The 23532-nt window shown below is 20.6% G+C and carries 19 protein-coding genes and 5 tRNA genes; 14 read left to right on the top strand and 10 right to left on the bottom strand.

The window, feature by feature from the left end:
* Nucleotides 1-8: 8 nt before the first annotated feature.
* The 3 genes from BUCIPICE3303_RS01315 to BUCIPICE3303_RS01325 form a co-directional block, all read right to left on the bottom strand.
* On the bottom strand, nt 9-317 hold the full coding sequence (locus BUCIPICE3303_RS01315) for a helix-turn-helix domain-containing protein (protein ID WP_154049317.1): 309 nt from the start codon (nt 315-317) through the stop codon (nt 9-11).
* A 164-nt stretch (nt 318-481) separates the two neighbouring features.
* Nucleotides 482-1270 carry an RluA family pseudouridine synthase gene (locus tag BUCIPICE3303_RS01320; RefSeq protein WP_154049318.1) on the bottom strand — a complete coding sequence of 263 codons (789 nt, stop codon included), beginning with the start codon at nt 1268-1270 and terminating at the stop codon, nt 482-484.
* Nucleotides 1237-1446 carry a S4 domain-containing protein gene (locus tag BUCIPICE3303_RS01325; protein WP_154049319.1) on the bottom strand — a complete coding sequence of 70 codons (210 nt, stop codon included), beginning with the start codon at nt 1444-1446 and terminating at the stop codon, nt 1237-1239. The genes BUCIPICE3303_RS01320 and BUCIPICE3303_RS01325 overlap by 34 nt, the downstream gene beginning before the upstream one ends.
* 283 nt (nt 1447-1729) lie before the next feature.
* On the opposite strand from BUCIPICE3303_RS01325, the gene alaS reads away from it, so the two are divergent.
* The 5 genes from alaS (at nt 1730) to BUCIPICE3303_RS01350 (ending at nt 5920) form a co-directional block, all read left to right on the top strand.
* A complete protein-coding gene (gene alaS / locus BUCIPICE3303_RS01330) occupies nt 1730-4372 on the top strand; it encodes an alanine--tRNA ligase (RefSeq protein ID WP_154049320.1) in 2643 nt (880 codons plus the stop codon).
* 126 nt (nt 4373-4498) lie between these two features.
* The gene (gene csrA, locus BUCIPICE3303_RS01335) at nt 4499-4684 is read left to right on the top strand and encodes a carbon storage regulator CsrA (RefSeq protein WP_154049321.1); all 186 of its coding nucleotides are present in this window, start codon (nt 4499-4501) and stop codon (nt 4682-4684) included.
* A gap of 223 nt (nt 4685-4907) precedes the next feature.
* Nucleotides 4908-4994 (top strand) — tRNA-Ser (locus BUCIPICE3303_RS01340).
* Between the two features lie 24 nt (nt 4995-5018).
* A tRNA-Arg gene (locus tag BUCIPICE3303_RS01345) sits at nt 5019-5092 on the top strand.
* Nucleotides 5093-5191: 99 nt separating this feature from the next.
* Nucleotides 5192-5920, top strand: a complete 729-nt coding sequence (locus BUCIPICE3303_RS01350; RefSeq protein WP_154049322.1) for a 16S rRNA (uracil(1498)-N(3))-methyltransferase — start codon at nt 5192-5194, stop codon at nt 5918-5920.
* 49 nt (nt 5921-5969) lie between these two features.
* Here BUCIPICE3303_RS01350 and zapA read toward each other — a convergent pair whose 3' ends face one another.
* The 5 genes from zapA to BUCIPICE3303_RS01375 all read right to left on the bottom strand — a co-directional run bounded on the left by zapA (nt 5970) and on the right by BUCIPICE3303_RS01375 (nt 7427).
* The gene (gene zapA, locus BUCIPICE3303_RS01355; RefSeq protein ID WP_154049323.1) at nt 5970-6263 is read right to left on the bottom strand and encodes a cell division protein ZapA; all 294 of its coding nucleotides are present in this window, start codon (nt 6261-6263) and stop codon (nt 5970-5972) included.
* A gap of 90 nt (nt 6264-6353) precedes the next feature.
* Nucleotides 6354-7007: a ribose-5-phosphate isomerase RpiA gene (gene rpiA, locus BUCIPICE3303_RS01360; RefSeq protein WP_154049324.1), complete on the bottom strand. Its 654-nt coding sequence runs from the start codon at nt 7005-7007 to the stop codon at nt 6354-6356.
* A 127-nt stretch (nt 7008-7134) separates the two neighbouring features.
* A tRNA-Gln gene (locus tag BUCIPICE3303_RS01365) sits at nt 7135-7206 on the bottom strand.
* Nucleotides 7207-7251: 45 nt separating this feature from the next.
* Nucleotides 7252-7333, bottom strand: a tRNA-Leu gene (locus BUCIPICE3303_RS01370).
* A 20-nt stretch (nt 7334-7353) separates the two neighbouring features.
* Nucleotides 7354-7427, bottom strand: a tRNA-Met gene (locus BUCIPICE3303_RS01375).
* Nucleotides 7428-7683: 256 nt separating this feature from the next.
* On the opposite strand from BUCIPICE3303_RS01375, the gene BUCIPICE3303_RS01380 reads away from it, so the two are divergent.
* The 4 genes from BUCIPICE3303_RS01380 to BUCIPICE3303_RS02105 all read left to right on the top strand — a co-directional run bounded on the left by BUCIPICE3303_RS01380 (nt 7684) and on the right by BUCIPICE3303_RS02105 (nt 13836).
* Nucleotides 7684-9312, top strand: coding sequence for a glutamine--tRNA ligase/YqeY domain fusion protein (locus BUCIPICE3303_RS01380; protein ID WP_154049325.1), 1629 nt, complete (start codon nt 7684-7686; stop codon nt 9310-9312).
* Nucleotides 9313-9648: 336 nt separating this feature from the next.
* Complete coding sequence (gene eno / locus BUCIPICE3303_RS01385) at nt 9649-10950, top strand: phosphopyruvate hydratase (protein WP_154049326.1); 1302 nt, start codon at nt 9649-9651, stop codon at nt 10948-10950.
* A 205-nt stretch (nt 10951-11155) separates the two neighbouring features.
* Nucleotides 11156-12100 (top strand): 5'-3' exonuclease, encoded by a 945-nt coding sequence (locus BUCIPICE3303_RS02100; protein WP_232512959.1) that lies wholly within the window; start codon nt 11156-11158, stop codon nt 12098-12100.
* A gap of 251 nt (nt 12101-12351) precedes the next feature.
* On the top strand, nt 12352-13836 hold the full coding sequence (locus BUCIPICE3303_RS02105) for a DNA polymerase (RefSeq protein ID WP_232512960.1): 1485 nt from the start codon (nt 12352-12354) through the stop codon (nt 13834-13836).
* A gap of 1 nt (nt 13837) precedes the next feature.
* Here the strand turns inward: BUCIPICE3303_RS02105 and yihA are convergent, their stop codons facing one another.
* Complete coding sequence (gene yihA, locus BUCIPICE3303_RS01395) at nt 13838-14449, bottom strand: ribosome biogenesis GTP-binding protein YihA/YsxC (RefSeq protein WP_154049327.1); 612 nt, start codon at nt 14447-14449, stop codon at nt 13838-13840.
* Between the two features lie 346 nt (nt 14450-14795).
* Between yihA and typA the strand changes: the two genes are divergently transcribed.
* Entirely contained in the window at nt 14796-16607 is a 1812-nt protein-coding gene (typA, locus tag BUCIPICE3303_RS01400) for a translational GTPase TypA (protein WP_154049328.1), read from the top strand.
* 204 nt (nt 16608-16811) lie between these two features.
* Here the strand turns inward: typA and BUCIPICE3303_RS01405 are convergent, their stop codons facing one another.
* Nucleotides 16812-17789 carry a hypothetical protein gene (locus BUCIPICE3303_RS01405; RefSeq protein ID WP_154049329.1) on the bottom strand — a complete coding sequence of 326 codons (978 nt, stop codon included), beginning with the start codon at nt 17787-17789 and terminating at the stop codon, nt 16812-16814.
* A 200-nt stretch (nt 17790-17989) separates the two neighbouring features.
* Here BUCIPICE3303_RS01405 and prfB point away from each other — a divergent pair.
* The 4 genes from prfB (at nt 17990) to miaB (ending at nt 23507) form a co-directional block, all read left to right on the top strand.
* Nucleotides 17990-19088, top strand: a protein-coding gene (gene prfB, locus BUCIPICE3303_RS01410; RefSeq protein WP_172598705.1) for a peptide chain release factor 2 whose coding sequence is annotated in 2 segments (ribosomal slippage) — nt 17990-18064 and nt 18066-19088 — 1098 coding nt in all. Because the reading frame shifts where the segments join, the coding sequence is not laid out codon by codon here.
* 5 nt (nt 19089-19093) lie between these two features.
* Nucleotides 19094-20608 (top strand): lysine--tRNA ligase, encoded by a 1515-nt coding sequence (gene lysS, locus BUCIPICE3303_RS01415; protein WP_154049331.1) that lies wholly within the window; start codon nt 19094-19096, stop codon nt 20606-20608.
* A gap of 175 nt (nt 20609-20783) precedes the next feature.
* Nucleotides 20784-22037 carry a diaminopimelate decarboxylase gene (gene lysA, locus BUCIPICE3303_RS01420; protein WP_154049332.1) on the top strand — a complete coding sequence of 418 codons (1254 nt, stop codon included), beginning with the start codon at nt 20784-20786 and terminating at the stop codon, nt 22035-22037.
* A gap of 126 nt (nt 22038-22163) precedes the next feature.
* Nucleotides 22164-23507, top strand: coding sequence for a tRNA (N6-isopentenyl adenosine(37)-C2)-methylthiotransferase MiaB (gene miaB, locus BUCIPICE3303_RS01425; RefSeq protein WP_154049333.1), 1344 nt, complete (start codon nt 22164-22166; stop codon nt 23505-23507).
* The last annotated feature ends 25 nt before the right edge of the window (nt 23508-23532 follow it).

A 23532-nucleotide genomic window follows, 5' to 3' on the forward strand; every position in this document is an offset into this window, starting at 1 on the left:
AAAATATTTTACTTGTTAATCTGTTTACTTTGATAATAAATATTTAATTTTCTTCTCAACGTACCTCTATTAATACCTAAAATTAAAGCTGCTTTTGTTTGATTACCTCTTGTATATTGCATAACACTATCAAAAAGAGGTTTTTCTATTTCAGATAAAAGCATTTGATATAAATTATTTTTTTTATTTTTACATGTTATTAAAAAATAATTTTTTAAAGCAATTTCAATATAATGAATTAAAGGAGTATAGAATACTTTTTTATTAAAAATATTTGATACTATATACTTACTAGGATTTTTTCTATTATTTAGCATATATTTACTTAATTGTTTTGTACATGATAAATTCTTAATATAAAGATATATATAAAATTTTAATATTATAAACAAATACATTAATTTAATAATTATTAATTATATCGTATATAAAAAATAGATTTTATGCAACTAAATTATATTATAATTATATAAAATATACATTATTTCATATCTTCTGAATATAAAAAATTGATTAATCGCATCATATCTGTTGGTGGGTTAACTAACCAAGTTTTTTTTTTATTAATAACTGGATGAATAAAACCTAACATTCTAGAATGTAACGCAGGCCTAGAAAATTTTAAAACAAAATTATACATTTTATCCGAAATATCTAAAAAATTTAATTTTATACCTTTATAATATAGTTTATCACCAAATACAGGGTGAAAAATAGAAGACAAATGTACTCTAATTTGATGCGTTCTTCCTGTTTTTAACTGCACACGAAGATATGTATAATTTCTAAAAATTGTAATAACTTTATAATAAGTTAAAGCTGATTTTCCACCTATACCAACAGTCATCATAGTTCTACGGTAAATATTTCTTTTAATGGGGCGATCAATAAAACCATCTTGCTCAATTCGGCCAATAACAATTACATCATATTCTTTTATTACTTTTCGTTTTTTAAATAAAGAAATTAAATAGTTATATGAATCAGCAGTCTTAGCTACTACTAATAAACCTGAAGTGTTTCGATCTAATCTATGAACAATACCAGCTCTAGGTAAAGTTATACTATTTTTATAATGATAAATTAAAGCATTAAATAACGTACCTGAAATATTTCCATAACCTAAATGTACTACCAAATTAAAGGGTTTGTTAAGTACTAATATTTCAGAATCTTCAAAAATAATATCTAAAAATATATTCTCTTTTTTTATTTTAATACAATTAAAATCTTTTTTTATACAAATGGAAATTTTATCTTTAAAAAAAATTTTTTTTTTGGAGAAGTTATAACATTATTGTTTACTACGATATATCCTGATAAAATCCATTTTTTTATACACGAACGAGAAACGGAGGAAATAAGTTTTACCAATATTTTATCTAATCTATATGGTTGTAATTTTAAATCAGGAACAATAAAATTTAATTTAGTTATATTAGACATTTAATACCTATTAAAAGGACATTTTTTAAAAAAATTCATTACATATTATATATGATCATATATTATGATATTTTATCTATATTTTAAATAGTTTAACAGATATATAATATTTTATATATAAAAAATATTATTTTAATTAATTAAAATAAAAAAAATAATATATTTATATTTATAAAATGTGTATTTATAAAAATAAAAAAAATATACTGTTTAAAAAAATATATATATTTATATAATAATTTTTTTTATTGCATTTTTAACAATATTTATGGATATCAGTTTTATGAAAACAGATGAAATTCGTTCTTTATTTTTACAATTTTTTAATGAAAAAAAACATACTATTGTTTCAAGTAGCTCTTTAATTCCTAAAAATGATGATAGTTTATTATTTACAAACGCTGGAATGAATCAATTCAAAAATATTTATCTAGGATATAAAAAAAAAAATCAATCATCTTTCACTAGTTCTCAATACTGTATTCGAACAGGAGGAAAACATGATGATTTTAAAAAAGTTGGTTATGAACCTTATCATCATACATTATTTGAAATGTTAGGAAATTTTAGTTTTGGGGAATATTTTAAAGAAAAAGCTATTATATATGCTTGGGAATTTTTAACAGATAAAAAATGGTTACAACTATCAAAAAAAAAAATATGGGTTACATATTATTATGAAGACTATGAAACAAAAAATATTTGGCTAAATATCATTAACTTACCGTCTGATCATTTAATCGCAATATATGATAAAAATGATATGAAATATAATTCTGATAATTTTTGGAGAATGGGGGATTTAGGTCCATGCGGGCCTTGTACAGAAATTTTTTATAATACAAGAAAAAAAAATACAAACATCCAGATTATAAAAAATAGTCATGAATTAAAAAAAAATTGTTTAGAAATTTGGAATTTAGTATTTATGCAATTTAATCAGATTACAATAGATAAAATGATTAAACTACCAATTCCATCAGTAGATACTGGAATGGGTTTAGAACGTATTTCTGCAATTTTACAGAATGTATCTTCAAGTTATCAAACAGACAATTTTATTACATTAATTCAATTAATTAAAGAAAAATTAAAAATCAAAAAAAAAAATAATGTTTCATTAAAAATTATTTCAGATCATATTCGAACATCTTCTTGTTTAATTTCTGAGAATATTATTCCTGGTAATGAAGGAAGAAGCTATGTATTAAGGAGAATTATTAGAAGAGCATTGAGTCATGGATATTTTCTAGATTTGAAAAAACCATTTTTTTATAAATTATCTAAATTTATCATTTATAGTTTTAAAAAAATTAATTCTGACTTTAATATTTATAATCAAATTCATAACATAAAAAATGTTCTATTTACTGAAGAAAAACAATTTCATCTTATTTTAAAAAATGGAATGAATAAATTAAAAAAGGAAATTAAAAAACAAAAAAATAATAAATTATGTGAAAAAAAAATATTCTATTTATATGATACTTTTGGATTACCCCTTGAAATTACTCAAGACATTTGCAGAGAAAAAAAAATAACAATTAATATAGCTAAATTAAATAAAATTTTTTATTCAAACAAAAAAAAACAAAAAAAAAATAAAAAAACAAAAAAAAATTCATATTTAATGTTTATCACCAAAAAATCTATTTTTGATGGTTATAATGAATATATAAAAAAAACTAAAGTAATTCAAATTATTTATAAAAATCAAATTGTTTCTTGTTTAAAAAATAAATATATAGGAATTTTAGTATTAGAAATAACACCTTTTTATGGTGAATCCAGTGGACAAATAGGAGATTCTGGTGAAATTATTAGTGATAATGGAATATTTATAGTTGAAAAAACAAAAAAAAATGGAAATTTTATAGCTCATATTGGATTTATAAAAACAGGATTTATAAAAATAAAAGATATTGTACAAGCTAAAGTTAATATTAAAAAAAGAAAAAAAATACAATCAAATCATACTTCTACGCATTTATTACATTTCGCATTAAATAAAATCTTTAAATCAAAAATTAATCAAAAAGGATCACTGATCAATGATAAATATTTAAGATTTGATTTTCAATATAATAAAGATATTACAGAAAAAAATATAAATAATTTAGAAATTATAGTAAATAAAAAAATTCAAAAAAACATACCAATAAATGCTATTATTACTTCACTTAAAAAAGCAAAAAAAAACAATGTTATATATTTACCATCAAAAAAATATAAAAAAACAGTACGTATAATTGATATTAAAGATATTTCTACTGAATTATGTAGCGGAACACATCATGATAATACTGGTCAAATTGGATTTTTTAAAATTATTTCATATAAAAAAACTGGACATCAAACAAAACGAATCAAAGCAATAACAGGAATAAAAGTAATTAAATATTTTCATAAAAAAACAAAAAAAGAAAAAAAAATAGAAAATCTATTTACAAATAATAAAAATAATATTTATCAATCCATAAAAAAAATTATTAATAATTTCAATGATATCAAGAAAGAAAATACAAAACTAATAAACCAAAATATTTTACAAATTTCTGCAAATTTAATATCAACCGCATATTTTTTTAAAAAAATATTTTTTATTATTAAAACTGTATCTTATCAAAAACATAAAATTATTAGAAAAATATCGGATATTGTTAAAGAGAAATTAAAAAAAGTAATTATTATATTACTTAATAAAAACGCAACTATAATAACATTTTTAATTAATATTACAAAAAATATAATAAAAAAGATTTGTACTTTAAAAATAATGAAAATTATATTCTCAATATTGCCGGGGCAGGGAGGGGGGAAAAAAAATATTGTAGAAGGAAAATTAACGAATAAAAAAATACATTCACATCAAATAAAAGAAATAAAAATAAAAATAATAAAATACATAAAAAAGCAAATTAAATAATAAAATTTATTAATAATTAAAAATATAATCTATATACGATCTATATAAATATTTAATTTAATTAATATAAATTTATTTAAAAATTTATAAATATATATCTGATTTTTTGAAAAGGAAAAAAAAGGAATGCTTATTTTAACTCGTCGCATTGGCGAAACATTAATAATCGGCGATGAAATAATGATAACAATTTTAGGAATAAAAGGAAATCAAATTCGCGTTGGTATTAATGCTCCAAAAGAAATACCAGTACATAGAGAAGAAATATATAAAAGGATTCAATTAGAAAAAAAAATATTACAGAAAATATAAAAAAAAATAATACTATACTGTATTTTGTTCACATTCAAAATACAGTAAAACAATTTTCTTAAAAAATATTTACTAAATTAATATATTTTTTAAAAAAATTACTAATAAATAGAATTAATAATATAATATCTAATATTTATTTAAAATAAAATATACAATTAAATTTCATTTGACTTATTTTATAAAAAAAGTAATATAGTTATTATTATTTATAATAAATATTGGTGAGATGGCCGAGTGGCTTAAGGCGCTCCCCTGCTAAAGGAGTATGTATTAAAATGCATCGAGGGTTCAAATCCCTCTCTCACCACAAAAAAAGAATCATATTATTTATGCATCCGTAGCTTAGTTGGATAGAGCACTCGGCTACGAACCGAGAGGTTGGAGGTTCGAATCCCCCCGGATGCATAAATAATATTATTTTTAAATATAAATGAAATAATTTTACATCTGTAATTTTTTTTATAAAATAATAAAATTATTTTAAAGACAGTTAGGTATTATATTATGTATATTCCTAGACTCTATTTCAATCAATTTATCAATCTTGACACAATTATAGAATTAAAAAAAAATACTATACATTATTGTTTAAAAGTAATCAAACTAAGAATAAACAGTATTATTCATATATTCAATAATACAAATTACATTTTTATATCTAAAATAATATATATAAAAAAAAATAAAATTTTTGTTAAAATAATAGAAAAAAAAAAAGATGATAAAGAATCACCAATAAATATTCATTTAGGACAAATAGTTTCTAAAAAAATGAATATTACAATTGAAAAATCAGTGGAGTTAGGTGTAAAAACAATTACTCCAATTATATCTAGAAATAAAAAATTCGATAAACAAAAAAAAAATATTATTTTAAAAAAAAATTATCACTGGAATAAAATAATAATTTCTGCATGTTCTCAATCACAAAGAAATATTTTACCTATTTTAAATAACCCATGCTCAATATATGAGTGGTGTAATTTAATACCCTATAAATCTACTAAAATTATTTGTAATTTAAATTCTATTAATAAAATTCATAATATTCCTTATAAATATAAAAATATTTATATATTAATTGGGTCAGAAACAGGATTTAATGAAAAAGAAATAAAATATACACAAGAAAAAAATTTTTTAAATGTTTCTTTAGGACCTAGAGTTTTAAGAACGGAAACAGCTAGTATGGTAGCTATAACAGCATTACAAATATATTTCGGGGATATATAATTCAATTATATTAATAATACAAAAAAAAGAAAAAATAATATTAAAAATATTATTCTTTCATTAAAGATTTGTTAATCATTTCAGTTAATACTAACATTCTAGACTTTAAATGTTTAACGCAATGCATTGATTTTTGTTTTTCTATTTCTAACTCATAACAAACATTTAAAGCGGTAATAAAAATTAATTGTTCTATATTTGAAACACCTGTTTTTTCCTTTAAATCTTCTAATCGTTTACTTAAAATATTCGCTATATAATGTAAATCAGAAGAATTATTATCAGGACAATTCACTCGTATAAAACGTCCAAATACTTCTATATCAATAGATTTCAATGACATAAATTATTTCTCTATAAAAATAGATTAAAAAATATTAATAATAATATTGTATTATAAAATTTTTAAAAATATATTTTTATATTTTGATTATTAATATATTTCTTTTATTTGATCTGCATAACTAACTAATAATAAATCAGCTTTTCTAATGCAGAATAAACCAACAGAAACAATTCCAGGTAAATTATTAAGAGTTTTTTCTAAATCAATAGAATTTTTTATATATAAATTATGTATATCAATAATACAATGTCCGTTATCTGTAATAAAGTTCTCTCTATATTTTGGCATTCCACCTAACTTAATGATTTCTTCAGAAATTTTTCTTAATGCCATAGGAATCACTTCAAGGGGAAATGAATAACAATCAAAATGTCTGACATATTTTGATTTATCGATTATACATATAAATTTTTTTGCAACCGAGGATATAATTTTTTCACGAGTTAATGCTCCTCCAGCACCTTTTATCATTTCCATTGAAGTGTTCACTTTATCGGCACTATCAATGTAAATATCTAAATGTTCTAAACTATTCAAATCTATAATAGGTATATTGTGTTTTCTTAACTTTTTTTCTGAACGTATAGATCCAGGAACTACCCCACGAATAGAAGATGAAATTTTCGATAATTCTTTAATAAAATAATTTATTGTAGAACCTGATCCAATTCCAATAATTGCATTTTTAGGGACATATTTTAAAGCAAACTTTGCTACAGATTTTTTTAACGTATTAAACATATATTCTCCAACATACATTAAAAACTATGCTATTAATGATATTAAATAAAATTATTTCTATAAATATAGAAATCAAGAATAAATACATAAAAAAATAATTATAATAATTTTTATAAGAAAATATTATCTGGGGTACCTGGATTCGAACCAGGGATGCCGGTATCAAAAACCGGTGCCGTAACCTCTTGGCTATACCCCAAAAATTTTATATTTATAAAAAATATTATTAAACACAATATTATCATACGGAAGGCGAGATTTGAACTCGCAAACTTTTCAGTGCCAGAACCTAAATCTGGTGCGTCTACCATTTTCGCCACTCCCGCAAAAAAATATATAATTTTAATGGCTATAACGAGATTTGAACTCGTGACCTCAGCGTTATGAGTGCTGCGCTCTAACCAACTGAGCTATATAGCCGAATTTTTACTAAAACTAATATTTAAATAATAATTTTACACAAATAAAATTATTTTTACAATAAAAATTTACAAATAAAACATTTTTTTTTTATTATTAAAGAAATAATTTAAATTTTTTATATTAAAATGCAATTTTATGAGAAATATTTTTATTATTTCTATATACTTTATATAAATAAAAAAATTTCGCTATTTAAAAAAATAATTATATCTTATCGTACACACTTTATCAAAAAATTTAAAATGGATATAATATGAAAAATAACTTTATTAAAAAAATAATAAAAAAATCAATATTAAAAAATACTAATTATAAAATAAAAACACGTTTCCCTCCAGAACCTAATGGTTACTTACACATTGGACATGCAAAATCTATATGTTTAAATTTTAACATTGCAAATAAATATAATGGTCAATGTAATCTAAGATTTGATGATACAAACCCTAAAAAAGAAAAAAAAAAATATATTGATTCAATAAAAAAAGATATAAAATGGTTAGGTTTTAATTGGTACAAAAAAACTAAATATACTTCAAATTATTTTAATCAATTATATCAATATGCTGTTCAATTAATTAAAGAAAATTTAGCATATGTCGAAGAATTAAATAAAAATGAAATAAAAAAATATAGAGGTACATTAAAAAAAGTAGGGAAAAAAAGTCCATTTAGAAATCGAACAATTAAAGAAAATTTAATTTTGTTTGAAAAAATGAAACTTGGTATGTTTCCAGAAGGATCTATGTGTCTACGAGCAAAAATTAATATGAAATCTCCATATATTATTTTGCGTGACCCCGTTTTATATAGAATTATTTATGCAAAACATCACCAAACAAAAAATGAATGGTGTATATATCCAATGTATGATTTTGCGCATTGTATTGCAGATGCTTTAGAGGGAATTACACATTCTTTATGTACACTAGAATTTCAAGATAATCGTCAATTATATACATGGATATTAAAAAAACTAAATTTTATACAAAAACCACCGAAACAGTATGAATTTTCTAAATTAACTTTAGAACATACGATCTTGTCTAAAAGAAAACTAAAAATATTAATAAATTCTAAACTTGTAAATGGATGGGAAGATCCGAGATTACATACAATTTCCGGATTAAGAAACAGAGGATATACAAAAAATTCTATCCGAATGTTTTGTAAAAAAATAGGAGTTACGAAACAACAAAATATAATTGAATTATCTTTATTAGAATCATGTATACGAAAAGATCTTAACATGTCTTCTCCTAGAAGAATGGCTATAATTAATCCAATTAAAATTATAATTACTAATCTTCCTGAAGATTATATAGAAAATTTTAGTGTTTTTAACCACCCCCAAGCCAAAGAAATGGGTACAAGAAAAATTCTATTTACCAAAGAGATATATATTGAAAAAGAAGACTTTTCTCAAAAAAAAAGAGAAAATTACAGAGGATTAATATTGGGAAAAAAAATCCGATTAAAATACGCTTATATAATAAAAGCTAAAAAAATTTTAAAAAATAAAAATAATGAAATAAATTGTATTTTATGTAAATATTATCCTAAAAAAATAGAAAAAAAAATAGGAATAATTCATTGGATATCTATAAAAAATTCTATTCCAGCGCAATTTCAATTATTTAATATTTTATTTATTTGTAAAAATCCTGAAAAACAAGATAATTTTATGCAATCATATAACTCTAATTCATATATCCTTAAACAAGGATATGTAGAATCTATAATCAATCAAGAAAAAATAAATCATGCATATCAATTTGAAAGGATTGGATATTTCTTAAAAACAAAGCAAGAAAAAACAAAACAAATGATATCTTTTAATAGAATTGTATCATTAAAAAATAAATATAGAAATTTTATTTAATGCAATTATTTATTATTAACAAATAATTTGTTTAAAATATATCAACATAATTTATTATGAAACTAATACATTAAAGATGTATATTAATAATATATAAAAAATATTTAAATTTTTATAAATATTAATAATACATTTTATTATTAATATTTATTAAAAATAATTATTATATTTTTATATAAAAAAATATTTTATTTAAAAAATATTACTATTAATAAAAAAAAATTAATAAAATAATATATTTATAAAAATATTATGTTATTTAAAAATTTAATTTTATAAAAAAAATTATTATATTAATTTTATAAAATATTGTTACAAATAAAGGATAAATTAAAAATGTCAAAAATAAAAAAAATATTTGCAAGAGAAATATTAGATTCACGTGGATATCCTACTATTGAAACCGAAGTCCATCTAGAAAGCGGGCATTTTGGTTGTTCTGCAGCTCCTTCAGGGGCATCAACAGGATCTAAAGAAGCTCTTGAATTAAGAGATTTTGATAAAAATCGTTTTTTAGGAAAAGGAGTAAAAAAAGCAATAAATTATGTAAACATAGATATTCATCAAGCACTAATAAATAAGCAAGCTGAAAATCAAAAAGAAATAGATTATTTAATGATTAAATTAGATGGGACAGATAATAAATCAAAATTTGGTGCTAATGCCATTTTATCTGTATCACTATCGCTAGCAAAAGCAGTAGCTTCTGAAAAAGAAATACCATTTTATTCCTATATTGCTCAAATTAATAATACAAATAATAAATTTTCTATCCCTCTTCCCATGATTAATATTATTAATGGAGGCATGCATGCTAACAATAATATTGATCTTCAAGAATTTATGATACAACCTATAGGAGCAAAAAATATAAGACAAGCAGTTCGTATGGGTTCAGAAATTTTTCATACACTTGGTATAATCCTTAAAGAAAAAGGATATTCAACCTGTGTTGGAGATGAAGGTGGATATGCTCCTAATTTACAATCTAATGAAGAAGCATTATCTATAATTAGTTTAGCTGTAGAAAAAACGAATTATCGATTAGGTGAAGATATTACTTTTGCAATAGATTGTGCAGCATCGGAATTATTTGATCATAATACGAAAAAATATAAATTAAAAAATGAAAATAAAGAATTTACTTCACAAGAATTTACACATTACTTAGAAAAATTAACTAATAAATATCCTATTTTATCAATAGAAGATGGACAAGATGAAAACGATTGGAAAGGTTTTATGTATCAAACAAAAATTTTAGGAAAAAAAATACAATTAGTTGGAGATGATTTATTTGTTACAAATAAAAAGATACTCCAAAAAGGGATACACGATAAAATTGCTAATGCCATTTTAATTAAATTTAATCAAATAGGAACACTAACAGAAACATTAGAAACTATTCGCTTAGCTAAAAAAAATAAGTATGCTGTTATAATTTCTCATAGATCAGGAGAAACGGAAGATACTAGTATAGCGGATCTTTCCGTAGGTACATCAGCAGGGCAAATAAAAACAGGCTCAATGTGTAGATCGGATAGAACAGCAAAATACAATCGATTAATTAAAATAGAAGAATCCTTAAAAAAACAAACAAAAACATTTAAAAATAAATTAAATATATTTAAAGTATAAAAAGATTTAATTTAATTAAATTCTATAAATAACTAAATTATCTATTAAATAAAAAACCCCTATATACTAGGGGTACAAAAAATTAAAAATACTATTTATATAAATAAAATAATTTTAATATATATAAATTATATAAATAAAAAATATTTATATTCTTTAATAATGTTAATAAATTTAATAATTAAATTACTATATTGGATGTTTTATGAAAAAAAAAACTATTGTTTTAATTGATGGACATTATTGTTTATATCAAACATATTTTTCTTTTTTAAAACTTAAAAACAATAATGGATTTTTTACAGGTGTTCTATATGGGTATATAAAAATATTTAATAAAATAATAAAAAAATTCAATCCTGATAATATCGTAGTTGTTTTTGATACTCCTACAACAACTTTTCGACATAAATTATATCCAGAATATAAAAAAAATAGATCTTCTATGCCTGAAAATCTCAAAAAACAAATTAGCCCTTTAAAAGAAATTATTCAAGATTTAGGAATATCTATAATTAGTATAAATAATATAGAAGCTGATGATATAATAGGTACATTATCTAAAAAGTTTACAAAAAAAAAATATTATATTTTTATATATAGCGCTGATAAAGATATGTTACAATTAGTAAATAAAAAAATAATAATAATTCCCGGAAAAAATACAGAAAAAATATTAAATGAAAAAGAAGTATATAAAAAATATAAAATCAAACCAAATTCTATAGCAGATTTTTTAGGATTAGTTGGAGACCCTTCTGATAATATACCCGGGGTGCCTGGGATAGGAAAAAAAACTGCTACAATACTTATAGAAAATTTTTCATCTATATGTAACATATATAAAAATATAGAACATATTTCTAAATTGCCTATAAAAAATATTAAAAATATTATATATAATTTAAAAAAAAATAAAAAAATAGCTTTTTTATCATTTAATTTAATTAAAATTAATAAAAATATATCACTAAATTATAATACAAATTCTTTATTAAAAAAAAATAAACCTAATATACCTTATTTATTAAAAAAATTTCAATATTATCAATTTAATGAATATATCAAACAAATATATAATAGAAAATTTCCAATAATTGATATGTATCATCAAGAAAAAAAAAAAAAAAAAAATATATTGAAATTATAAATAATATTATATTATTCAAACTTATAAAAGAAATATACAAAAAAAAAATATTTTCTATAGCAGTAAATGTTGTTCATAAAAAAGAAAAAAAAAATATTTTTTCTATATCTATTACTACAAATAAAAATATAACCTGGTGGTATAATTCTAATACAAATAACAAAGACAATACAAAAATTACTATACAGTATATATTAAAAAATTTAAAACCCATACTAGAACAAAAAAAATACAAAAAAATAGGAAAAAATATGAAAAACATTTTTCATATTTTTAAAAAATATGATATAATATTAAATGGTATGTATTTTGATATATTAATCATATATTATTATTGTAAATTAAGTCATAATCACGGTGATTACTATAAATACCTTATAAAAAAATATTCCACAAAAAAAAACCATATAAAATCAGAAAAAAAAATAAATTCTATTATTAAAGAATCAGAAATATCTTTTGAAATATATATTCAAACAAAAATATACTTTAAAATATATCCTATTAAAAAAATATTTCAATCCATTGATATGCCTTTACTAAATGTTTTATCTACTATAGAAAATAATGGTGTATTAATAAAAAAAAGAATATTAAAAAAACAAAAAAAAAAAATTACTAATACAATATATAAATTAAAACAAAAAATATATTATTTAACAAAAGAAAAATTTAATATTGATTCCCCGAAACAATTAATAAACATATTATTTAAAAAATATAAATTTCCGCATATTAAAAAAACAAAAAAAGGAAATATTTCTACTGATGAAAAAGTTCTTAATGAACTATCTCACATACATACATTACCAAAAATTATTTTACAATATCGATTTCTTAAAAAGATAAAAAATACATATTTAAATAACTTAATCCATTCAATCAATAAAAAAACAAATAGAATTCATACAACCTATCATCAAACATCTACATTAACAGGTAGATTATCTTCTAGTAATCCAAACTTACAAAATATTCCTATTAAAACTAAATTAGGAAGAAATATAAGAATTGCATTTATAGCAAAAAAAAAATGGTTATTATTATCAGCCGATTACTCACAAATTGAATTAAGAATTATAGCTTATTATTCACAAGATAAAAATTTAATCAAAGATTTATTAAATAATGATGATATATATATTAAAATAGCTGCTCATATTTTTAATATACATTATCAACAAGTGAAATCTTTTCAAAGAAATACTGCAAAAATTGTTATTTTTTCTATATTATATGGAATTAGTCCATTCGGTTTATCTCAAAAACTCAATATTTCTATAAAAAAATCTAGTGAATATATAGATAATTATTTTACAAGATATAAAAAAATCAAAAAATATATAAAAAAAATATGTAATATTGCAAAAAAAAAAGAATATATAAAAACACTTTTTGGAAGAAAACTATATATTCCAAACATTAACTCACATAATAATATTCTCAAAAAAAAAGCAAAACGTTTTTGTGTTAATACAATAATACAAAATACTGCTTCAGATATAATAAAAAAATCTATGATTAAATTAAATTCTATATTTCAAAAAAAATTTATAAATAAAGCAAAAATAATTATGCAAATACATGATGAATTAATATTTGAAATTAAAGAAGAAAAAAAAAATATACTCATGCATATAATAAAAAATTATATGGAAAATAATATTTTATTAAATATACCACTATGCGTTTCTATTAAAACAGGAAAAAATTGGAAAGAAATGAAAAACAAATAAATTACTTATTTTTATATAAAAAATACCATTCAGATAATTGATTTTGTAAAAAAAAAATATCTGATTTATTTTTCTTTGAAAAACTAAATATAGTAATATTCATATTTAAATGAGATAATTTTTTACGTAAATGTAATAATCTTTCTATTTTATTTTTTTTAGAAACTTTATCGCTTTTTGTTAAAATAATTAAAATTGGTAATAAACTATCTTTTAAAATCTTTAAAATCATTTTATCATATATTTTCATTGGTAATCGAATATCAGATAAAATTACAATACCATTTAAACATTTTCTATATTTTAGATAAAAAAAAATATTTTTTTCCAATAATTTTTTAGTAAAATTATTTATTTTAGAATATCCATAACCTGGAAAATCCACTATTCTAAAATCTGATAAAACATTAAAAAAATTTATTGTACTCGTTCTACCGGGTAATTTACTAACTCTAGCTAATTTTTTATTATTTGCTAAACAATTAATTATACTAGATTTACCAGAATTAGAATAACCCAAAAATGCAATTTCTATTCCTGAAAAATATTTTAATTCATGATAATTTATAATACCTTTTAAAAAAAAAGTTTTATTAAAATTAATAGATTTCAATAACTATTTTCCCTTTTTAATTAATAAAATTAATTTTTTTATAAGAACATAATTAATTTTAAAATATTCATCTTTATAAAAAAATATTGTAAAATAAAAACATATTTATAAACTAAATACATTAGATTATAGATACTATAATAGTATTTATTTAAAATATCAAATCTAAATCACAATAAATTATTGTTGCATAAATCCTAATTTATTTATACATAAAATAATATATAAAATATATATAAATCTCTATATTAAAAAAACTATATTTAAATAAAAAATAATATTTTATCTAACAATTAATATTTAAAATTGTATACTATTTAACTTTTAAAATAAAATTGGTATTTATATGAAAAAAAAAATTAGAAATATTGCCATTATTGCGCACGTGGACCATGGGAAAACAACACTACTTGATCAATTATTGCGACAATCTGGTACTTTTGAAAAACATGAAGAAAAAATTGATAGAATTATGGACTCTAATGAACTAGAAAAAGAAAGAGGAATTACAATCCTATCAAAGCATACATCAATACAATGGAACGAATATCATATCAATATTATTGATACACCAGGACATGCTGATTTTGGAGGAGAAGTAGAAAGAATATTATCTATGGTAGATTCTGTTTTATTAGTAGTAGATGCTTTTGAAGGCCCTATGCCCCAAACAAGATATGTAACTAAAAAATCATTTTTATATAATATTAAGCCTATTATTGTAATCAATAAAATGGATAGAGCTACAATTAGACCTGATTGGGTTATTAACCAAATATTTGATTTGTTTGTCAACCTATCGGCTAATGATGAACAATTAGATTTTCCAATAATATATACATCCGCTTTATTAGGAAAATCAGGCAATAATCCTAATAATATGAAAAATAGTATGATTCCATTACTAAGTGCTATTATAAAATATACACCAAAACCTAAAATAACAAAAAAAAATTTTTTTCAAATGCAAATATCACAATTAGATTTTAATAATTATTTTGGAATGATAGGAATTGGAAAAATACAACAAGGGGAATTAAAAATTAATCAAACTGTTTCAATTTTAAGAAATAAAAAAAAAATTTATACAGGAAAAATTAATAATATATTAAAATTTTATGGTTTAAAACAAAAAAAAACAAAAAAAGCATCAGCAGGAGATATTATTGCAATTACTGGTTTAAATAATCTTGAAATATCAGATACTATTTGTGATCCAGATTTTTTAAATCCTTTACCTAATTTAAAAATAGATGATCCAACAGTAAATATGTTATTTTGTGTAAATCAATCACCATTTTGTGGGCAAGAAGGTAAATATATAACATCCCGTCAAATTTTAGAACGTTTAAAAAAAGAAACAATTCGAAATATCTCTTTAAAGGTTCAAGAAACAAAAGATTCAAATATTTTTTCCGTTTCTGGAAGAGGGGAATTACATTTATCAATTCTACTAGAACAATTACGTAGGGAAAATTTTGAATTAGAAGTCTCAAGACCAAAAGTAATTTTAAAAAAGAAAAATAATATTCTTACTGAACCATTTGAAAATGTATTATTAGATATTAATAAAAATAATCAAGGACAATTAATAAAGAAATTAGGTGAACTTAGAGGAGATATACAAAGTATCACAAATAGCGAAAAAGAAAGAATCCAGATTGAATGTATTTTATCTAGTAGATCATTAATTGGATTTAGATCTGAATTTATGAATATTACTTCTGGAGGTGGTACTTTTTTTTCTTCTATTAGCCATTACGGGCCTGTGCAAAAAAATCAATTTGGACAGAGAAAAAATGGAGTTCTAATTTCTAAAAATACAGGCACAGCAGTTTCTTTTTCAATTTCTAATCTACAAAATAGAGGAAAAATGTTTATTAAACATGGAGAAAAAGTATATGAAGGACAAATTATAGGAATACATAATAGATCAAATGATCTTACAGTTAATTGTTTAATTGGTAAAAAACTAACAAATATGAGAGCTTCAGGGACAGATGAAGCTATACATTTAATTACACCAATAAAAATTACACTAGAATATGCTCTTAATTTTGTAAATGATGATGAATTAGTAGAAATTACACCAAATTCAATAAGATTTAGAAAAATACATCTAAAAGAAAGTGATAGAAAAAAAGCTAAAAAAAAATAATATTTTTATATAAAAATATACAGTTCTATATCAGTAAACTAATATTTTTTGTAACTAATAAAGAGAATCTTATTCCATTCAAAGATTCTTTTTATCAAATAAAAATATAAAAATATGTAAATATTAAAAAATTAATTAAAATAAATAATATTGTTTATAGTAAAAACACTTAAAAAGTAATATTCATATATTTTCACAAAAAAATTAAATATTATATATTTTAAAAAAACTATTTGGATGTGATGGTAAAAAAAAAATATTTTCTTTATTAAAAAATTTTTTTTTCATACGTATTTGTAATAATATTTGTTGTTTATGTACATGAACCCAGTATAAAACCATACCAACATTATATCTAAAACCTGAAATATCAATATACTCAATAGATTCACAAATATATGTAATATTATCTTGATAATGCTCGCCTATTAAAGCACAGATAACAAATTGATTTATTTTTTTATTTTCATATTTACATAATATTTCTTGTCCATAATAACAACCTTTATTGAAGTTAATTGCCCCCCATTTCTTTAAATCTAATGATTGTAATATAAAACGACCCATTATTTCTTCATTCATAATAGGGAAACAAGATTCAATATCTAATTCTATCCATTGCATGCTATTGCTATATCGTGCTTTACAATTTATAAATTTTAAAAAATCAATTAAATCTTCTTTATATGCAATAATTAAAAATCTTTTAATTGGTTTATTAATTCTTAATATAATTATATTATGAACAATTATCATAGATTTTTTTTTATTTAATTTTATAGAAAAAAAATTTTCTAATAATTTATATGCATAAAACCCACATAATCCAAATATATGAAATTTTTTTTCTTCAAAAATATTAACTTTAGAAAATAAAGAATATTTTTTTAATTCATATATATGTTTTTTACATACTGATGATCTAATTATATATATATAATAATTATCATATTGAAATATTAATAAAGAAGTCCAAACTTTTCCGTTGATATTACAATGAGCTCCAAACTTATACTGATTTTGACCAATCATATTTATATCAATGGTAAATTGATCATTTAAATATTTTTTTTTGTCTAACCCTGATACACATACTACAGACCATTCATCTAATTTCATATATGAAATAGGTAAATCATTGCTTAAATAAACAATTTTATTACTAATAATATTATTTTTCATAAAAAACCTTTTTTTAAATATTTATAAAATATAAATATAACATTACTATATAATATAACAAAAATCGTTGATATTTATAAAAAAAATAATTATATTATATATAAACTTATATAACTTGTTATTTATAATATAAATTTTTTTTAAAGACTATAATAAATAAAAATATATATTTAAAAAATATTTTTAAAAAAGAGAAAAAAATGTTTGATCAAATTATTTTACAGAAAAAAATACAAAAAATAAGAAATAAAATTACTGTATTAAAGAGGAATCTTTGACTTTTTTAATAAAAAAAAAAAAATTAAATATATTAACAAACAAATAAAAAATTTAATATTACATAAAAACTATGAAATAGTATCAGCATTATATAAAAAAAAAAATATATTATCACAAAAAATATATAAAATTCAAAAAATAATTAAAATATTTCAAGAAATAGAATATTGGATGCACATCTTTAATGAAGAAAAAGACTTATCTATTATACAAGAAATTAATATGCAATATTTAAAAATAAAAAAAAAAATAAAAAAATTAGAAATATATACCATGTTTAAAAATAAATATGATAAAAATAATTGTTATATGGATATACAATCAGGATCTGGGGGAGTAGAGTCACAAGACTGGACAAAAATATTGTTAAAAATGTATTTAAAATACTCATATAGTAAAAATTTTAAAACAAAAATTATTACAGAATCAATAGGAGAGACCGGGGGAATAAAATCTGTTACATTAAAAATTAAAGGTAATTTTGCGTTTGGTTGGTTTCGTACTGAAACTGGAATTCATAGATTGGTTCGAAAAAGCCCTTTTGATACAAGCAATAAAAGACATACTTCATTTAGTTCAATATTTGTATATCCTGAATTAAAAAAAGATATTTTGATAGATATTAAACCAGAAAATTTAAGAATTGATGTATATAGAGCATCAGGTGCAGGCGGGCAACATGTAAATCGAACGGAATCAGCTGTACGAATTACTCACATACCTACCGGAATTGTTACTCAATGTCAAAATGATCGATCACAACATAAAAATAAAAATACAGCAATAAAACAATTAAAAGCAAAACTATATAATATGGAAATTAAAAAAAAAAATCTAGAAAAAGAAAATATCAATAAAAATAAACTTGATATAAGATGGGGCAATCAAATTCGTTCATATATATTAGATGATTCTAGAATCAAAGATATTAGAACAAATATTGAACGAAATGATATATTTAATGTCTTAAATGGTGATTTAAATCAATTTATTGAAACAAATTTAAAAATGGGATTTTAAAAAAAATGCTTAAAAAAATTAAATTAAAAAAAGAAAAAGTTTCATCAAATAAAGAAAATTATATACGAAAAAATAAATTAATTCAATTACGTAAATTAGGTTTTAATTTTCCTAATACATTCAAATGTACAAAAACAATTAAAGAAATAAATTCTTTATATAAAAATCATACAAAAGACGATTTACAACAACTAAACTATCAAATTAACATAGCAGGCCGTATAACCAACAAAAGAATTTTAGGTAAAGCTTCTTTTTTTGTAATACAAAATAATAATTATGACATTCAAATATATATAAAAAGTAATATATTTCCAAAAAATTACTATATAGATTATATTATTGAATTAGATTTGGGAGATATAATTGGAGTTAAAGGAATATTATTTAAAACAAATACATTAGAGTTATCAATTTACTGTAAAAAAATATATTTATTAACTAAAGCATTAAGATCTTTACCAGATAAATATTCAGGACTAAAAAACAAAGAAATAAAATATAGAAAAAGATACTTAGATTTAATATCTAATTCTAAAATAACAAAAATTTTTCAAAAAAGATCATATATCATTTCTAATATTCGTTCTTTTATGAAAAAAAAAGATTTTTTAGAAGTTGAAACACCAATGATGCATCCAGTTCCGGGAGGCGCAAATGCAAAACCATTTGTCACTTATCACAACGCATTAAATGAAAAAATGTATTTAAGAATTGCGCCTGAACTATATTTAAAACGACTAATTATTGGCGGATTTGACAAAATTTTTGAAATAAATAGAAATTTTAGAAATGAAGGACTATCAACTCGACATAATCCTGAATTCACTATGATGGAAATCTATATGTCTTACAGTCATTATGCTGATATGATGATTCTTTTAGAAAAATTGTGTATATTTTTAATAAAAAAAATGTTTAATTCATTAATTATTAAGTATAATAAATATACATTAAATTTCGAAAAACCCATTAAAAAAATGACAATGATTGAATCAATATTAAAATTTAACAAAAATATTCATATATCTGATTTAAAAAATATAAAAAAAACAAAAAAAATAGCAAAAAAATTTAATTTAAATACTAATTTATGTAATTCTCTTGGAGAATTAATTCATTTAATCTTTGAAAAAACTACAGAAAAAAAAATTATTTCTCCAACATTTATAACTGAATATCCAATTGAAATTTCTCCATTAGCTAAAACAAACAAAAAAAATAGTAATATTGTCGAAAGATTTGAATTTTTTATATCAGGTTATGAAATAGCTAATGGTTTTTCTGAATTAAATGATCCTGAAGAACAAAAAGAGCGCTTTAAACTACAAAAATCACAAAAAAAAAATACAAACATATCAAAAAATTTTCATTATGATAAAGAATATATTACAGCATTAGAACATGGACTACCACCTACTTCTGGATTAGGTATAGGAATTGATAGATTAATTATGATTTTAACTAATCAAAAAAATATAAGAGATGTTATACTTTTTCCTATTTTAAAAAAGATATAATATAAATAAAAAAGATAATTTATATTCTGTAATATAATTTAATAAAAAAAATCAGATACAAAAATACAATCAAAAAATAGATAGGAAATAAAATTGTATATACTAAATATAGCGCTTAATATTTAGTAATTAACTATATTTAAATAATTCATTATAAAAAAATATGGAATATAATATGTATTATAAATCAAATTTACACAAAAAAATATTAACAAAAAATAAAATACTTTACTTGATAAAAAAATATAAAACTCCTATATGGATATATAATGCAGATATTATAATAAAACAAATAAAAAAACTAAAAAAATTTGATATTGTTCGTTTTGCACAAAAATCTTGTTCAAATATACATATTTTAAAATTAATGAAAAAATATAATATAAAAGTTGATGCAGTTTCATTAGGGGAAATAAAAAGAGCGCTTATAGCAGGATTTAAACCTAAAAATAATAATATTGTTTTTACATCTGATATTTTAGAAGATGAAGTCTTAGAAAAAGTTATTAAATATAACATTCCAGTTAATGCTGGTTCAATAGACATGTTAAAAAAAATAGGTAAAACATCCCCAAAACATCCTGTTTGGATTAGAATCAATCCAAAATTTGGTGATGGACATCATATTAAAACAAATACAGGAGGAGAAAATAGCAAACACGGAATTTGGAATCCTAAACAAGCATTATCAATTATTAAAAAATATCATTTAAATCTTATTGGATTACATATCCATATTGGTTCAGGAGTAAATGAAAAAAACTTATATAAAGTTTGTAATGCAATGAAAAAATATTCAATTCAATTAAACGAAAAAATACAATTTATATCGGCTGGAGGAGGTTTAAATATACCTTATAAACCTGAAGATAAAGAAATTAATATTGATAATTATTTTGAAAAATGGAATGAAACTAAAAAAATAATTTCTTCTATTTTAAACTGTCCAATCGAATTAGAAATTGAACCAGGCCGTTTTCTTGTAGGACAATCTGGTATATTAGTTGCTCAAGTATATTCAGTAAAAAAAATGGGAAAAAATACTTTTGTAATTTTAAATGCGGGATTTAATGATTTAATGCGACCTATTTTATATAGTAGTTACCATAAAATATCAGTATTACATATAAATAAAAAAAATAAAAAAAATTCTCCTACAATTAAATGTATTATTGCTGGGCCATTATGTGAATCAGGAGATATATTTACTTTTAAAAAAAAAGGATTAATTTTTTATAGAAATATTCCTAAAGTTTATCCAGGTGATTACATTATAATTCATGATACTGGTGCATATGGTGCATCTATGTCATCTAATTATAATAGTAGACCACTAATTCCTGAAATATTATATAAAAAAAATAAATTTAAATTAATTAGAAGAAGACAAAAAATAAAAGAGATGTTGAATTTAGAAACATCAATATAACTAATATATCAATAAAAAAATAAATATATATATAATATATACTATAAAATAAATTATTTATTTTCATTTAAACAAAAAAATATATTTTTTAAAAAAAATATGTTTAAAAAAATAATAAAATTACTTATGAATACAAATAAAATTAAAAAAAAAATATATATTAAAACATGGGGCTGTCAAATGAATGAGCATGACTCTTCCATAATAAAAAATATACTACAAAAAGAAAAAAAATATACTGTTACAAATAAACCAGAAATATCTAATATTTTAATTTTAAATACATGTTCAATTAGAGAAAAAGCTCAAGAAAAATTATTTCATCAATTAGGACGGTGGAAAAAATTAAAACAAAAAAATCCTGATATTATAATAGCCGTAGGTGGATGCGTGGCTACTCAAGAGGGAAAAAAAATTTATAAAAGAGCTAAATTTATTAATATAATCTTTGGCCCTCAGAGTTTACATAAATTACCTAAATTGTTATATCAATCCTATAAAAATAAAAATTTAATTATTGATATTAAAGGAAAATCACTAAAAAAATTTGATTATTCACCGCAAAAACAAACAAAAAAATTTACTTCATTTGTTACTATTATGGAAGGATGTAATAAATATTGCTCTTTTTGTATTGTACCATATACAAGAGGAAAAGAAGTTAGTAGAGATAATAAAGAAATTATATCAGAAATAAAAAAGCTTACAACAATCGGCGTAAGAGAAATAATTTTATTAGGACAAAATGTCAATTCATATCATATAAATAATACATTAAATAAAAAAAAATATCGTTTCTCAGATTTATTATATTCTATATCAGAAATTCCAGAGATACAAAGAATTCGATATATTACTAGTCATCCAAAGGATTTTAGTGATGATATCATTCAAGCATATAAATATATACCACAATTAACAAATTTTTTACATTTACCTGTACAAAGTGGTTCAAATAAAATTTTGAGATTAATGAAAAGAGGTTATACTATAGAAGTATATGAAAATATAATAAATAAATTAAAACACATACGCCCTAAAATCAACATTAGTTCTGATTTTATCATTGGATTTCCAGGAGAAACTGAAGACGATTTTGAAAAAACACTACATTTTATTTCAAAAATTAATTTTGATACAAGTTATAGTTTTATTTATTCTAAAAGACCTGGAACTAGAGCCGCTAAATTAATCGATAATACTTCAATAGAAGAAAAAAAAAATAGACTGTCTATTCTACAAAAAAAAATTAGCCAACAATCTCTCCAGTGGAGAAGAAGAATGTTAGGTACTACTCAATCCGTTTTAGTAGAGGGAATAGCAAAAAATAATATTCAAGAATTATATGGTAGAACAGAAAATAATAGAATTATTAATTTCGAAGGTAATCCTAAATTTATAGGAAAATTTATAAAATTAAAAGTAATAGATATTAATTACAATACATATCTAAAAGGAGAAGTAACATAAAATAAAAAAAAGTATTTTTATACAA

Origin of the sequence: Buchnera aphidicola (Cinara piceae) (assembly GCF_900699035.1) — a bacterium.
Taxonomy (GTDB): Bacteria; Pseudomonadota; Gammaproteobacteria; order Enterobacterales; family Enterobacteriaceae; genus Buchnera_F; species Buchnera_F aphidicola_AV.